Annotated in this window: 14 protein-coding genes; 8 read left to right on the forward strand and 6 right to left on the reverse strand. The window is 57.9% G+C overall.

Annotated features, from left to right (window positions below; translation table 11 throughout):
• The first annotated feature begins 292 nt into the window (after window positions 1–292).
• On the forward strand, window positions 293–2872 hold the full coding sequence (gene ligD / locus IFT84_RS19320) for a DNA ligase D (protein WP_192122238.1): 2580 nt from the start codon (window positions 293–295) through the stop codon (window positions 2870–2872).
• Here ligD and ybgC read toward each other — a convergent pair.
• Window positions 2859–3305 carry a tol-pal system-associated acyl-CoA thioesterase gene (gene ybgC, locus IFT84_RS19325; RefSeq protein ID WP_192122239.1) on the reverse strand — a complete coding sequence of 149 codons (447 nt, stop codon included), beginning with the start codon at window positions 3303–3305 and terminating at the stop codon, window positions 2859–2861. The genes ligD and ybgC overlap by 14 nt on opposite strands.
• Before the next feature lie 90 nt (window positions 3306–3395).
• On the opposite strand from ybgC, the gene IFT84_RS19330 reads away from it, so the two are divergent.
• From IFT84_RS19330 to IFT84_RS19340, 3 genes are read left to right on the forward strand one after another with little or no spacing between them, the layout of a single operon-like run.
• On the forward strand, window positions 3396–4616 hold the full coding sequence (locus IFT84_RS19330) for an NAD-dependent epimerase/dehydratase family protein (RefSeq protein WP_192122240.1): 1221 nt from the start codon (window positions 3396–3398) through the stop codon (window positions 4614–4616).
• The gene (locus tag IFT84_RS19335) at window positions 4613–5434 is read left to right on the forward strand and encodes a glycosyltransferase (protein ID WP_192122241.1); all 822 of its coding nucleotides are present in this window, start codon (window positions 4613–4615) and stop codon (window positions 5432–5434) included. The genes IFT84_RS19330 and IFT84_RS19335 overlap by 4 nt, the downstream gene beginning before the upstream one ends.
• On the forward strand, window positions 5431–6321 hold the full coding sequence (locus tag IFT84_RS19340) for an NAD-dependent epimerase/dehydratase family protein (protein ID WP_192122242.1): 891 nt from the start codon (window positions 5431–5433) through the stop codon (window positions 6319–6321). The genes IFT84_RS19335 and IFT84_RS19340 overlap by 4 nt, the downstream gene beginning before the upstream one ends.
• A 16-nt stretch (window positions 6322–6337) precedes the next feature.
• Here the strand turns inward: IFT84_RS19340 and IFT84_RS19345 are convergent, their stop codons facing one another.
• The 5 genes from IFT84_RS19345 to ruvC form a co-directional block, all read right to left on the reverse strand.
• The gene (locus IFT84_RS19345; protein WP_192122243.1) at window positions 6338–6670 is read right to left on the reverse strand and encodes a hypothetical protein; all 333 of its coding nucleotides are present in this window, start codon (window positions 6668–6670) and stop codon (window positions 6338–6340) included.
• Window positions 6667–6885, reverse strand: coding sequence for a DUF2945 domain-containing protein (locus IFT84_RS19350; protein WP_192122244.1), 219 nt, complete (start codon window positions 6883–6885; stop codon window positions 6667–6669). The genes IFT84_RS19345 and IFT84_RS19350 overlap by 4 nt, the downstream gene beginning before the upstream one ends.
• 106 nt (window positions 6886–6991) lie before the next feature.
• Window positions 6992–8032 carry a Holliday junction branch migration DNA helicase RuvB gene (gene ruvB / locus IFT84_RS19355; protein ID WP_192122245.1) on the reverse strand — a complete coding sequence of 347 codons (1041 nt, stop codon included), beginning with the start codon at window positions 8030–8032 and terminating at the stop codon, window positions 6992–6994.
• The gene (gene ruvA, locus IFT84_RS19360) at window positions 8029–8649 is read right to left on the reverse strand and encodes a Holliday junction branch migration protein RuvA (protein WP_192122246.1); all 621 of its coding nucleotides are present in this window, start codon (window positions 8647–8649) and stop codon (window positions 8029–8031) included. Before ruvA ends, ruvB begins: the two co-directional genes overlap by 4 nt.
• Window position 8650: 1 nt before the next feature.
• Complete coding sequence (ruvC, locus tag IFT84_RS19365; protein WP_192122247.1) at window positions 8651–9163, reverse strand: crossover junction endodeoxyribonuclease RuvC; 513 nt, start codon at window positions 9161–9163, stop codon at window positions 8651–8653.
• Between the two features lie 146 nt (window positions 9164–9309).
• Between ruvC and IFT84_RS19370 the strand changes: the two genes are divergently transcribed.
• The 4 genes from IFT84_RS19370 (at window position 9310) to IFT84_RS19385 (ending at window position 13044) form a co-directional block, all read left to right on the forward strand.
• The gene (locus IFT84_RS19370) at window positions 9310–10311 is read left to right on the forward strand and encodes an LLM class flavin-dependent oxidoreductase (protein WP_192122248.1); all 1002 of its coding nucleotides are present in this window, start codon (window positions 9310–9312) and stop codon (window positions 10309–10311) included.
• A gap of 69 nt (window positions 10312–10380) precedes the next feature.
• Entirely contained in the window at window positions 10381–11175 is a 795-nt protein-coding gene (locus IFT84_RS19375) for an SDR family NAD(P)-dependent oxidoreductase (protein ID WP_192122249.1), read from the forward strand.
• A gap of 80 nt (window positions 11176–11255) precedes the next feature.
• Window positions 11256–12473, forward strand: a complete 1218-nt coding sequence (locus IFT84_RS19380; RefSeq protein WP_197975606.1) for an alpha/beta hydrolase — start codon at window positions 11256–11258, stop codon at window positions 12471–12473.
• A gap of 37 nt (window positions 12474–12510) precedes the next feature.
• Window positions 12511–13044, forward strand: a complete 534-nt coding sequence (locus IFT84_RS19385) for a DUF4142 domain-containing protein (protein ID WP_192122250.1) — start codon at window positions 12511–12513, stop codon at window positions 13042–13044.
• Window positions 13045–13202: the final 158 nt, after the last annotated feature.

A 13202-nucleotide genomic window follows, 5' to 3' on the forward strand; every position in this document is an offset into this window, starting at 1 on the left:
CGTCCCCGAATCCCAATACCCGGCGCGCCAAGCACAACCGGGAGGCTCAATGATACTGTTTACAAGATTGCGCCAGCCGCGTGATCGCAATCGCTACAGCTTTTGCGAGAGAAGACAAAGCATCTCCAGCGCCTTCTTGCCGTCAAATTTGGTCAAAGCATGACATGCCCGGAACAAATGCCGACAAAAGCAGTAGGACATCATTAAGGTTAAAACTCCGTTACTGATCCGGCACAGACTGTCACGGGAACCGAGGCTTGCCCTCAAGAGTTTGAATGCCGTGAGGTGACCCATGGCTTCGTCCGACGATCAACTGCTGGAATACAACCGCAAACGTGACTTTTCCAAAACGGCCGAGCCGGAAGGAAAAGCCAACGACACGGCACCGGATAAGCTGTTGTTTGCCGTGCAAAAGCACGCGGCTACCCGGCTGCATTACGACCTACGGCTGGAATGGGGCGGTGTGTTGAAAAGCTGGGCCGTCACGCGCGGCCCAAGTGTATCGCCCGATGACAAACGGCTGGCGGTGCGCACGGAAGACCACCCGTTCGACTATGGCGACTTTGAAGGCATGATTCCCAAAAAGGAATATGGCGGCGGCACGGTCATGCTGTGGGACACGGGCTGGTGGGAGCCGGTGGACGACCCGGACAAGACATTGCCGGAGGGCAAGCTCCACTTCATAGCCCATGGCGAGCGGATGCACGGTGAATGGATACTGGTGCGCATGAAGCCGCGCAGCGGAGAGAAGCGTGAAAACTGGCTGCTAATGAAGGCCCGCGACGAAGCCGCAGAAGACGATGGCGAGCGGCTGGTCCGCGACGAATTGACCAGCGTGAAAACGGGCCGCACCATGGAAGACATCGCCGCAGGCAGTCCGCCGGCGAAAGCCACTCACAAGGCAAAGGCCGCCAAGCAATCTCCGGCGAAAGCGAGCGTTGCGAAAACGCCAGTCAGAACACAACCCCAAACAAAAGCCAAAGCACCTGCGCGCGGCCCTGCCCCGGCTTTTCAGCCGCCGCAACTGGCAACTCTGGTCAGTAAAGCGCCGGATGGCGAGGAATGGCTGAACGAGGTCAAATTTGATGGCTATCGCCTGCTTGTGGCGCTCGGCAAAGATGGGACTACCTGCTACACCCGCACAGGCCTCGACTGGACGGCCAAGTTCCCCGATATTGCTGAGGCTATGGATGAGGTCGAATGCCAGTCGGCGCTGATTGATGGCGAGGCGGTGGCGCATGGCGGCGGATCACAGTTTTCCGCCCTGCAAAAAGCCTTGAAGGACGGCGGTCCGATTGAGTTTTATGCCTTCGACCTTCTGGAACTGAACGGCAAAAGCCTGAAAGCGCGACCCTTGCTGGAGCGCAAGGAAATCTTACAGACCCTTTTGGCCGCCCTGCCCGCCGACAGCCCGATCAAATACAGTGACCATGTTGTGGGTCACGGGCCGGAGGTGTTTTCGCAAATGTGTGGCCATGGGCAGGAGGGTATCATCGCCAAGCGCGCCGATGCGACTTATGAAAATCGGCGCTCCGGCTCCTGGCTCAAAATCAAATGCACCAAGCGGCAGGAATTTGTGATCGGGGGCTATTCCAAATCCGACAAGGCGGGGCGCCCCTTCGCGTCTCTGCTGATCGGCACCTTTCAGGATGGCAAGTTGACCTATCAGGGCCGGGTCGGCACCGGCTTTGACCATGACACTATGGCTGATCTCGCTGCCCGGTTCAGACCACTGACGCAAAAGACCATGCCTTTTGTAACCGTACCACGCCCGATCAAGCGTGATGCCGTCTGGATCGATCCCGTGCTGATTGCCGAGGTAGATTATGCCGAGTTCACCGATGACGGTCAGGTGCGCCACGGCGCATTCCTTGGCCTTCGCGAAGACAAGGAGGCCGATGCCGTGACCCTTGAAACACCGGAAACTGCGCCGGATAAGGAACCACAAAAGCCCGCAGCGAAGAAATACGCCCCGCGCCGAGGGACAAAGCCGGAGGATGTGCTCGGCATTTCCATCACGCATCCCGAACGGATGCTGTTCACCGACCCGGACATCACCAAGGTTGATCTCGCCCGCTACTACGCCGTGGCAGCGCCCAAGATGCTGGCTTTTGCCGCCAACCATCCTCTGTCGCTGGTGCGCTGCCCGGACGGCCCGCAAAAGAAATGCTTCTACCAGAAACATGCCAGCGATGGCTTCCCGGAGGCAATTCGGCAGGTTCCGATTGCCGAATCCAACGGGGACGTGGAGAACTATCTGTATGTGAGGGATGCCGAGGGGCTTGTTGCCAGCGTGCAGATGAGCACAACAGAGTTCCACATCTGGGGCTCAACCATCGACAATCTCGACAAGCCGGACCGGATGATTTTCGACCTTGATCCTGATCCGAGCGTAACGTTTGAAACGGTGAAAACTGCCGCCGTTGAGCTGCGCGATATGCTCGCTGACATTGGCCTGAAATCCGTTCCCATGGTCACCGGCGGCAAGGGTGTGCATGTCATCGTTCCCCTGTCCCGGCGCGCCGATTGGGACATGGTAAAACCCTTCACCAAGGCCGTGGCGCAGCATTTGGCCCAAGAGCGCCCGGAGGATTTCATCGCCACCATGTCCAAGGCCAAGCGAAAGGGGCGCATCTTCGTGGACTGGCTGCGAAATGATCGCGGCTCAACGGCCATTGCGCCCTACTCCGTGCGGGCGCGCGATGGCGGACCGGTGGCAACGCCGGTGTCGTGGGAGGAACTGGCCGATCTCAAGGCCGCCAATCTCTTCCGCATCCCCGACGTGCTGGCCCGGCTGGACCAGCCGGATCCGTGGGGCGACTCCTCGAACTGGAAGCAGTCGCTGACTCAAAAGATGATCAAATCGCTGTAAGAAATTTGTCGGCAAGAGATTCAGGCAGACGCCGGGGGCGGCCCTGTGCATTGATGACGGCGATGATGACCTTGGCCGCGATCAGCAGCGTATCGCCACGCCTTACCTCTTGCGCCAGCACCATTTTGGCCCCTCCAGCCTTTTCGGTGTGGGTGTGAATGGACAAAATATCATCCATGCGGGCGGGGCGTTTGAAATCAATTTCCATGCGGTGGACGACGAACAGCAGCCCCTCATCGTCAGAAGCCGCAAGATTGCCCTGCTCAACACCCAGCAGACGCAGATAATCGGTGCGCGCCCGTTCCATGAAATGCAGATAGCGGGCATGATAGACGAAGCCGGAAAAATCCGTATCCTCATAATAAACACGGCTCACCAACGTATGTCCGCTTGGCGTTAGGGCGCCAGAAAGATGGTGGTCAGCTTCGGTCATGGTCACGGATTCCTGTCAATTGAGCAGCCCTTGTAAAGCTGTCATAATTGCGTTTTAAAGCTAGAAGCAAGCTAAGCAGGAGAGATTCCGATGAAAATTGCAGTTCTGGGCGGCGATGGATTTGTAGGCTGGCCGACGGCACTGCATCTGTCGGATGCGGGCCATGAGATTCATATCCTCGACAATCTCAGCCGCCGCTGGATTGATACGGAGCTGGGCGTGCAATCGCTTACGCCCATGGATTCCATTCAGGAGCGCACGCGCATCTGGCATGCCCAAACCGGTCGCCGCATTCATTTTCATCTGATCGATCTGGCGCGTGACTACGAGCTGTTGAAGAACTGGCTGGCAGACAACCGGCCCGATGCGGTGGTGCATTTTGCCGAGCAGCGGGCTGCCCCCTACTCCATGAAGACCGACCGGCATAAGAACTACACGGTCAACAACAATGTCAACGCCACCCACAATCTGCTCAATGCGCTCGTGGAACTGGACCTGGACGCCCACCTCGTGCATCTCGGCACCATGGGTGTTTACGGCTACTCGACCGTAGGCGCAGCGATCCCGGAGGGCTATCTGCCTGTCGGTATCGAGACCGTTGCGGGCGATACGGTTTCGCAGGACATTCTCTATCCGGCCAACCCCGGATCCATCTACCATATGACCAAGTGTCTGGATCAGTTGCTGTTCCAGTTCTACGCGAAGAATGATGGACTTCGCATCACCGATCTGCATCAGGGTATTGTCTGGGGCACCCATACGGAGCAGACCCGCCGCCATGAGCAGCTCGTCAACCGCTTCGATTATGATGGCGACTATGGCACGGTTCTCAACCGCTTTCTTATTCAGGCCGCCATCGGCTACCCGCTGACAGTCCACGGCACCGGCGGCCAGACGCGGGCCTTTATCCACATTCAGGACTCGGTGCGCTGCATAGAACTGGCGCTGAAAAACCCGCCCCAGCGGGGTAGCCGGGTGGAAATCTTCAACCAGATGACGCAAACGCACCGCGTGCGCGATCTGGCGCAGATGATTGCGGGCATGACCGGCTCCGAAGTCATCTTCCTGCCCAATCCCCGCAAGGAAGCCGCTGAAAATGACCTGATCGTGCGCAACGAGAAATTCAAGCTGTTGGGTCTGGACCCGATCACGCTGGAAAACGGTCTTCTGTCAGAGATCGTCGATATCGCCAAAAAATATGCCTATCGCGTGGATCGCTCCCGCGTGCCGGCCGTGTCCGCCTGGACCAAGGACATTGCCGCAAAGGTCGATCACGACCCGGAAGGCCGCAGGCTGAAATCGGTATCATGACACTGGACGCCCGGGCGCACGCCTATGTCACGCTCGTGACCAATGAGGATTACGCGCTCGGCGCATTTGCGCTTGCCCGGTCGCTGCGCCACAGCGGCACACTGGCAGATATTGTGGTTCTGCACACAGGCGGGGTATCGGCAGGGGCGTTGGCTCCGCTGCTTGAGATAGGATGCCGACTGCATCCCGTTGATCTGCTCCCGCTGTCGGATGCCTTCAACGAGCGTCATGCGCGTCGCAATGTGCATGAACAGGCTCCTTTCACCAAGGGCCGAAAACCGGCATTTCATTCGCCGCTCGATAATTTTTGTAAGCTTCGACTGTGGGAATTGACCGCGTATGATCGCTGTATTTTCCTCGATGCCGACACGCTGGTGCTGAAAAATATTGACCGTTACTTCGGATATCCGGAATTTTCAGCCGCGCCGAATGTCTATGAAAGCCTCAAGGATTTTCACCGGCTAAACTCCGGTGTGTTCGTCGCCAAACCCAGCACTGAGACCTTTGCGGCCATGCTGACGGCGCTCGATCAACCGGACGCCTTCTGGCCGCGCACGGACCAGACCCTTCTACAAGGCTTCTTCCCGGACTGGCATGGGCTGCCGGTCACCATGAATATGCTGCAATATGTGTGGTTCACCATGCCGGAACTCTGGCACTGGCCATCCATTTCCGTGCTGCACTTCCAGTATGAAAAGCCATGGGAGCACGACCATCCCAAAGCCGACACGCTGAAGCCGCTGATCGATCTGTGGTGGGCGTTTGCGCGGGGAGACACCATCCCGGACATTGCCCGTCTGCCGGACCCATCGCCATGAAGGTTCTGGTATCGGGCGGCAGCGGTTATGTTGGCGGCTTCATTGTCGAAAGCACGGTCGCCGAAGGCCACACCGTTGTGAATGCCGGTCGGACCGCACACGAGCCCAACGCTTTCTCCGCTCCTGTGGACTTCCGCGCCATGACACTGGACCCGGACCGCGACCAGTCGGCGCTGTTCGATGGTGTCGATATCTTCGTCCATGGCGCGTTCCAACATGTCGCTGGCCGCTATCGCGGCGGCGAAGGGGCTGACCCCGAAGGCTTCCGCCAGGCCAATTTGGATGGAACCGTGCGCCTCTTTCGGGAGGCGCGCGCCAAAGGGGTCAAACGCATTCTGTTTCTGTCCAGTCGGGCCGTATATGGCACGCAAGACCCTGGCACCGCGCTGACCGAAACCACGCCCTGCAACCCCGACACACTTTACGGCACGGTAAAACTGCAAGCAGAAGCCGCGTTGCAGGCGATGTGCGCTGACGGTTTCAAGGGCATTTCACTGCGCGTTACCGGCGTCTACGGCCAGAGGCAACCGGGAAGCCCGCACAAATGGGAAACCTTGATATTCGATTATCTCGCCGGAAAAGCAGTCGCCGCTCGCGTCGGAACCGAGGTGCACGGCATGGACGTCGGCCAAGCCGTTGCAATCGTCATGCGTCTGGCGCAACCGGAACCGGTCTATAATGTTTCGGATGTGCTGGTCGATACGCGTGACATTCTGGCCGAAGTGAACCGCCTAACCGGATGCATACATCCACTGCCTGATACGGGCGATAAACAGGCTTATAACCCGATGGACACCTCAAGCCTTGCTGCAACCGGCTGGACACCGGGCGGCGAAAATCTGTTGTGGAAAGCCATCAGAGACATGATTGCATCTCCGAACGGTTAACATTGCCATGACGAAATTATGTCGGCTCCTGCGCGGCCTTGCGCTGGTCCGCCCAGTCCCTTCCGGCATCCCCGCCCCAAAGAAGCCATGCGATGTAGCCTGCTGACGGGTTCTCGTCATCGCCAAAATTCTTGGCCCGCTTATCGACATTGTGGCGCTTGAAGTAGCTCACCATCCGCTTGATCGTATCGTCAGAAAGCGCTTTCCGGTTTTTCAAATCACGGGCGCGGGCAACACCGATCTCGGTTCCACCGCGCTTGAATTTGCCGCGAAGTTCCAGCCCTTTTTCCGCAGCTTCGGCCACGGCCTGTGGGGGTGTGTTGTCGTTTTTCGTGTCGTCCGGGCTCATGTCGCCTTCTCCAGCTCGGAGTGGCTTTTCAGAACCTTGCCGCCATCCTCCTGCTCGATCAGGTAAGCAGGCTCATCCGAACTGGCCTTCCGCTTGATTTTTTCGCCCTTAATGGTGCGCTCGACGTCTTCGGTAAAGCTTTCCGCCACCTTGCCGGTGCCAGTGCCTTTGCCCCATTTCCATTCAACCTGTGTACCCTTGGCAAATTTCGTCATGATCACTCCTCGGCTGTCATGACTAATGCAGAAAGCATCGTCGTGTTCCGACTTCCTTTTGCGCATTTTCTGAACGCGACCGGTATCCACTTCGCTTGAAAATGCGTCAGTCCTCCTCCTGAAACAGACGAAACTGCGTGGCCTCCAAATCCTTTGGCACGGCCAGGCCCATATGCTTCCAGGCATTGGCGGTCAACATACGCCCGCGCGGTGTGCGCTGGATGAAACCCTGCTGAATGAGATAGGGCTCGATAATATCTTCAATCGCATCACGCGGCTCGGACAGTCCGGCTGCGATGGTTTCAATGCCGACCGGGCCGCCGCCGAAATTATGGGCGATCATCGACAGGTAACGCCGGTCAAGCTGATCGAGACCCATGCCGTCCACCAGCAGCCGCGTCAGGGCATCATCCGCTATGGTTTTCGTTACCGCTTCGGCGCGGGCGACTTCGGCAAAATCCCGCACACGGCGCAGCAGACGTCCGGCGATACGCGGTGTGCCACGCGCACGGCGCGCAATTTCACGCGCGCCATCGTCCGTCATGCCCAGCCCCATCAGCCGCGCCCCGCGCCGCACGATGAATTCCAGCTCCTCGACCGTATAGAAATTCAGCCGGACGGGAATGCCGAACCGGTCACGCAGAGGCGTCGTCAATAGCCCAAGGCGGGTGGTGGCGGCTACGAGAGTAAATTTTGACAGGTCGATCTTGACCGAACGTGCTGCCGGTCCCTCGCCGATAATCAGATCAAGCTGAAAATCCTCCATGGCGGGGTAGAGAATTTCCTCCACCGCCGGGTTCAACCGATGAATTTCATCGATAAAAAGAACATCACGCTCCTCCAGATTGGTGAGAAGCGCTGCAAGATCGCCCGCCTTGGCAATTACCGGGCCAGAGGTGGAGCGGAAATTAACACCCAACTCCTTTGCCATGATTTGCGCCAGCGTGGTTTTACCCAAACCCGGCGGGCCGACGAACAGCACATGGTCCAGCGCCTCGCCGCGATTTTTCGCAGCCTCGATGAAAATCTTGAGGTTGGCGCGCGCCTCCGCCTGGCCGGTAAAATCATCCAGCGTCTGCGGGCGCAGCGTCATATCCATGTCTTCGCCGCGCTTTTCCGGCGCAATCAGTCTGTTTTCGTCACTCATACGTTGGACAGTTCCTTGAGGCCCAGTCGGATCAGCCGGGCGCTATCCGCATTTTCTCCGCCATTTTTCAGCGCAGCCGCAATGGCGTTGGCCGCCTGATCTCTGGAATAGCCGAGATTGGTCAAGGCCGAAACCGCATCGGCGACCGGTGCGGATGCTACGCCCTCGCCCAGTTCCTGCTTCAGACCAATGCTAGCGCTATGCTCTCCGGCAAAGGCGGGGGCCTTGTTTTTCAGTTCTGTAACGATGCGAATGGCAACCTTTGGGCCAACGCCCGGTGCGCGCGACACCATGGTTTTGTCCTGCAGTGCAATCGCATTGGCCAGTTCACCCGGCGTCAGCGTGGACAAAACCGCAAGCGCCACCTTGGCACCCACACCCTGCACACTTTGCAGCAGGCGAAACCACTCACGCTCCAGCGCGCTCAAAAACCCGAACAGGCGGAACTGGTCTTCCCGCACATAGGTCTCGATGAACAGCACCGCCGCCTCGCCCGCCTGCCCGAGTTTGCCGAGCGTGCGCGATGAGCAGTAGGCGACATAGCCCACGCCGTGCACATCCAGAACCACATGGTCCTCGCCGATCTCATCGATGGTGCCTTTGAGTTTTCCGATCATGTTACCCTGCCAGTTTTGCCAGACGGCCTGCCAGCCCCTGCCTGTTATGCGCATGGCAAATGGCAATGGCCAATGCGTCCGCCGCATCATTTCCTTTGAAGGTGGCTTTCGGCATCAGCACCTTCAACATCATGTGTATCTGCGTCTTGTCGCCATGACCAACGCCGATCACAGCTTTCTTCACCGCATTCGGCGCATATTCCGCCACCAGCAGACCAGCGCGGGCCGGAACCAGCATGGCGATACCCCGGGCCTGTCCAAGTTTCAGCGTCGCCACGGCATCCTTGTTGACGAAGGTCTGCTCTACGGCCGCCTCATGCGGCTGGTGCGCGTGGATTACGTCGGCCAGCCCATCATGCAACTGGCAGAGGCGCGAGGCCAGATCCATCTCACCATCGGACGTGACCGTGCCCGAAGCAACAAACCGCAGCGAATTGCCGAGACTCTCGATCACGCCCCAGCCAGTGCGACGAAGCCCCGGATCAATACCGATGATGCGAATCATATTAGACATGCCTTCAGATTAGTGCTGTTGACCGGAAGCTGCCAGTGAAAAGTGAACAAAACAAAAACAGGAACCAAGTTTTCTCTCACGGGTTGGATTCGAGTTCCGCGTGATTACATAGAGCCAACCCCGAACGTATAATGTCAGGCTTCGCTATGGTTCCGTTTTCAATTCTCGATTTGTCTCATATTGTCGACGGCGGCACGCCTGGACAAGCCATGAATGAATCACGCCGGTTGGCGCAGGAAGCGGAGGCCAACGGCTATAACCGGTTCTGGCTGGCCGAGCACCACGGCATGAAAGGTATTGCCAGTGCGGCAACATCGCTGGTGATTTCGCACGCGGCTGCGGGCACGCAGTCCATTCGTGTCGGCTCCGGCGGCATCATGCTGCCCAACCACTCGCCGCTGGTAATTGCCGAACAGTTCGGTACGCTGGAAGCGCTGTATCCGGGCCGAATCGACCTTGGTCTTGGCCGCGCACCCGGCACGGACATGCGCACCGCACAGGCACTGCGCCGCAATATGGAAGCCGGTGCCGAGCATTTCCCGAATGATGTTGTTGAGTTGCAAATGCTTCTCGGCAGCACGCAGCCGGGGCAGACACTGATTGCAGTTCCGGGTGCTGATACGCATATCCCGATCTGGTTGCTTGGCTCCTCTCATTACAGCGCACAGCTTGCTGGTATGCTGGGCCTGCCCTTTGCCTTCGCATCGCATTTTGCGCCGGATATGTTGATGAGCGCGCTGGACATTTACCGGGAGCGGTTTACCCCCTCGCAGTATCTGCCAGAACCCTACGCCATGGTAGGCGTGATGGGCGTCGCCGCCGATACAGACGCGGAAGCCGAGCACCAGTTTACCTCCATGCAGCAGTCTTTCGTCGCGCTGCGACGCAACGCACGCGGACAGTTTCCACGCCCTGTCGAAACCATGATCGGGCTTTGGACCGAGATGGAGAAGGGATTTGTGGACCACGCCATGAGCTACGCCATGGTTGGCTCCGCAGCCACTGTGTCCGAAAAGCTCGATGGCTTTCTGGCGGAAACACAGGCCGATGAACTGATCATCTCCATGCCGATCTACGATCTGGAGGCACGGCTGCGGTCGGTGCAGTTGTTTGCGCAGGCACAGCAACAATTGTCGAAGGCGGCCTAAAACAGACCGGGAACTTAAAGACTGCTCACGGCTTAAAACTCCGATTCATTCAATCGGAGATTTCACCCCGTGGACAGTTTAGAACGCCCCCTCGCCGTTATCACCGGCGCTTCCTCCGGCATCGGCTACCAGCTTGCTAAAATCAGCGCCGAGCGAGGCTATGATTTAATTTTGGCCGCCGACGACCCCGACATAAAGCAGGCTGTCGATGACTTTCGCGCACTCGGCGCCAGTGTCGAGGCCATGCAGACCGACCTTTCGACGCTGGAAGGGGTCGAATCCTTCTATGACTTCGTGACCGATATCGACCGGCCTGTGGATGTGCTGATGGCCAATGCCGGTCATGGTCTGGGTCATGGTTTTCTGGATCAGGATTTGACGCAGGCCAAACATGTGATCGACACCAACATCGTCGGCACGATCGCGTTGATCCACAAGATCGGCAACGACATGCGCGCACGAAACGCGGGACGCATTCTCATCACAGGCTCTATCGCAGGGTTGATGCCCGGCACGTTTCAAGCGGTCTACAACGCATCCAAGGCTTTTTTGAACAGTTTCTCGTTCGCCCTTCGCAATGAGCTGGAAGAAACCGATGTGACTGTCACTTGCCTGATGCCCGGTGCTACCGACACAAAGTTTTTTGAGCGCGCAGACATGCTCGACACCAAGGTGGCACAGGACAAGAAGGACGACCCCGCAGATGTCGCCAAGGCCGGATTCGAGGCCATGCTGAACGGTGAAGGCGATGTCGTCAGCGGCTGGAAAAACAAGGTCATGACCACGCTTGCCAATGTTACGCCGTCCGGCGTGCTGGCAGAGCAGCACCGCAAAATGTCCGAGCCCGGTTCCGGTGACAAATAATTTTTACGCGCACAACCTGCCGGAACAAAGACGAATCCGGCGGGTTTGAAGGCCACACATCACCTTTAGAGGACATTGAAATGACTGGTAAAGTCTCCCGCCGCACTGCCTACCTCATTGCAACCGTCGTGCCGTTATCGCTCGCTGTTATGCCCGCGTTTGCGCAGGAAACAGCCCCGGCAACCACCGCTCCGGCACCAACCGAAATGCAGACCCCGGCAGCGCCCGCTGACAACACCCCGGCACCAACGACACCAGCCCCCGCCGCGGAGCCAACAGCGCCTGCCGCTTCCACCACCCCAGCGGCCCAGACCCCTGCCTCCGACGCAGCCATGGATGTCAAGCCGAACGCCGATATGCAGGCTGTGCTCGACAAGCTGAATTCGCTCGGTTCAAAGCCCTTCAACACGCTGACCGTACCGGAAGCCCGCAACCAGGCATCCCCTGCCGATGCCGCCCGTGGCGTGCAGCGTGACAGAAAGATTCCTGCCGCACCTGAGTCCAAGGTCGCGACCAAGGATGTTACCATTCCGACAAAGTCCGGTGGCGTTCCGGCTCGCGTTTACATGCCCGAAGGCAAGGGTCCGTTCCCCGTCGTTGTTTACTACCACGGCGGCGGCTGGGTTGTGGCCGATATCAACGTGTATGACTCCACGCCGCGCGCCCTGTCGCTCGGTGCCAATGCCATCGTCGTATCGGTCGATTATCGTCACGCACCGGAGCACAAGTTCCCGGCCCAGCATGAAGATGCCTGGAGTGCCTACGCGTGGATCGTTGAAAACATCCACTCTATGAATGGCGATGCAAAGAAGATTGCCGTTGCCGGTGAAAGCGCCGGTGGCAACCTTGCTGCAAACGTAGCTCTGATGGCGAAAAAGCTGAAGGCGACCGAGCCGGTCCACCAGTTGCTGGTTTACCCGATTGCAGGCAATGACACCAACACCCCTTCCTATGTCGAGAATGCCGATGCGGCACCTCTGGGCAAGAAGGATATGGAGTGGTTCATCTCCCATGTTTTTGCCTCGAAGGACGAAACATCGGATCCTCGCATCGACCTCGTCGGTCGTGATGATCTTGCGGGCGTAGCACCGGCAACTGTCATCACGGCGCAAATCGATCCGCTTCGCTCCGAAGGTCAGGCTTACGCTGACAAGCTGAAGGCCGCAGGCGTTACCGTCAATGCCATCAATTATGCGGGCGTCACGCATGAGTTCTTCGGCATGGGCAAGGTTGTGCAGGAAGCAAAAACCGCAACAGATGCGGCTGTTGCCGATCTCAAGGCTGCTTTTGCAAAGTAAAACCGGCAAGCAATTGAACACACAAGGATAGACCCTCATGTATAAAGTAATCGCCCCCGCTTTGCTGGCAGCCGCCCTTATGTCCGGCGCTGTGCAGGCCAAGGATGCCAAGCCCGCTGATTCCGCCAAGGCCATGATGAAAGTGGACACGGCAGACTTCGCAAAAACTGTGATGAGCTCGAATGCGTTCGAGATCAAATCCAGCGAACTTGCCAAGCAGAAGTCATCGCTGGATGACGTTAAGATGTTCGCAGATCAGATGATCAAGGACCACACCAAGGCCGATGCCGACCTCAAGACGGCGTTGAGCGCGTCGAAGATGGATGCGCCAGCGCCAATGCTGGCCCCCAAGCACGACGCCATGATCAAACAGCTTGAAGCCGTTGACGGTGCTGATTTCGATGCCCTCTATATTGACATGCAGGCACAGGCCCACATGGAAGCTGTTGCCCTGTTCCGCACCTATATCGCTTCCGGAGATGACAAGCAGGTTGTCGCCTTCGCCAAGAAGACCCTACCCTCGCTGGAAATCCACATGAAGCATGTAACGGAACTCGTTGCGAAACATTAGAGCTTTTCCCGATCTGATTGTATCAGATCGGCGCTTTAACATCATGATATTGGTGCATATTCTTGTCGATCTTCGTTTCACTCCGGTCGGAATATGCTCTAATACCAACCGTCATTGATCAGAACCCTTGCGCCCATTTGCGTCGACCGATCGACATG

Origin of the sequence: Rhizobium sp. CFBP 8762 (assembly GCF_014841565.1) — a bacterium.
In the GTDB taxonomy this organism is placed as follows: Bacteria; Pseudomonadota; Alphaproteobacteria; order Rhizobiales; family Rhizobiaceae; genus CFBP-8762.

Coding starts and splice junctions, on each gene's coding strand:
- ligD (WP_192122238.1), top strand. CDS start 293: ATGGCTTCGTCCGACGATCAACTGCTGGAATACAACCGCAAACGTGAC.
- ruvC (WP_192122247.1), bottom strand. CDS start 9,163: ATGTCTAATATGATTCGCATCATCGGTATTGATCCGGGGCTTCGTCGC.
- IFT84_RS19370 (WP_192122248.1), top strand. CDS start 9,310: ATGGTTCCGTTTTCAATTCTCGATTTGTCTCATATTGTCGACGGCGGC.
- IFT84_RS19380 (WP_197975606.1), top strand. CDS start 11,256: ATGACTGGTAAAGTCTCCCGCCGCACTGCCTACCTCATTGCAACCGTC.
- ybgC (WP_192122239.1), bottom strand. CDS start 3,305: ATGACCGAAGCTGACCACCATCTTTCTGGCGCCCTAACGCCAAGCGGA.
- ruvA (WP_192122246.1), bottom strand. CDS start 8,649: ATGATCGGAAAACTCAAAGGCACCATCGATGAGATCGGCGAGGACCAT.
- IFT84_RS19350 (WP_192122244.1), bottom strand. CDS start 6,885: ATGACGAAATTTGCCAAGGGTACACAGGTTGAATGGAAATGGGGCAAA.
- ruvB (WP_192122245.1), bottom strand. CDS start 8,032: ATGAGTGACGAAAACAGACTGATTGCGCCGGAAAAGCGCGGCGAAGAC.
- IFT84_RS19385 (WP_192122250.1), top strand. CDS start 12,511: ATGTATAAAGTAATCGCCCCCGCTTTGCTGGCAGCCGCCCTTATGTCC.
- IFT84_RS19335 (WP_192122241.1), top strand. CDS start 4,613: ATGACACTGGACGCCCGGGCGCACGCCTATGTCACGCTCGTGACCAAT.
- IFT84_RS19330 (WP_192122240.1), top strand. CDS start 3,396: ATGAAAATTGCAGTTCTGGGCGGCGATGGATTTGTAGGCTGGCCGACG.
- IFT84_RS19345 (WP_192122243.1), bottom strand. CDS start 6,670: ATGAGCCCGGACGACACGAAAAACGACAACACACCCCCACAGGCCGTG.
- IFT84_RS19340 (WP_192122242.1), top strand. CDS start 5,431: ATGAAGGTTCTGGTATCGGGCGGCAGCGGTTATGTTGGCGGCTTCATT.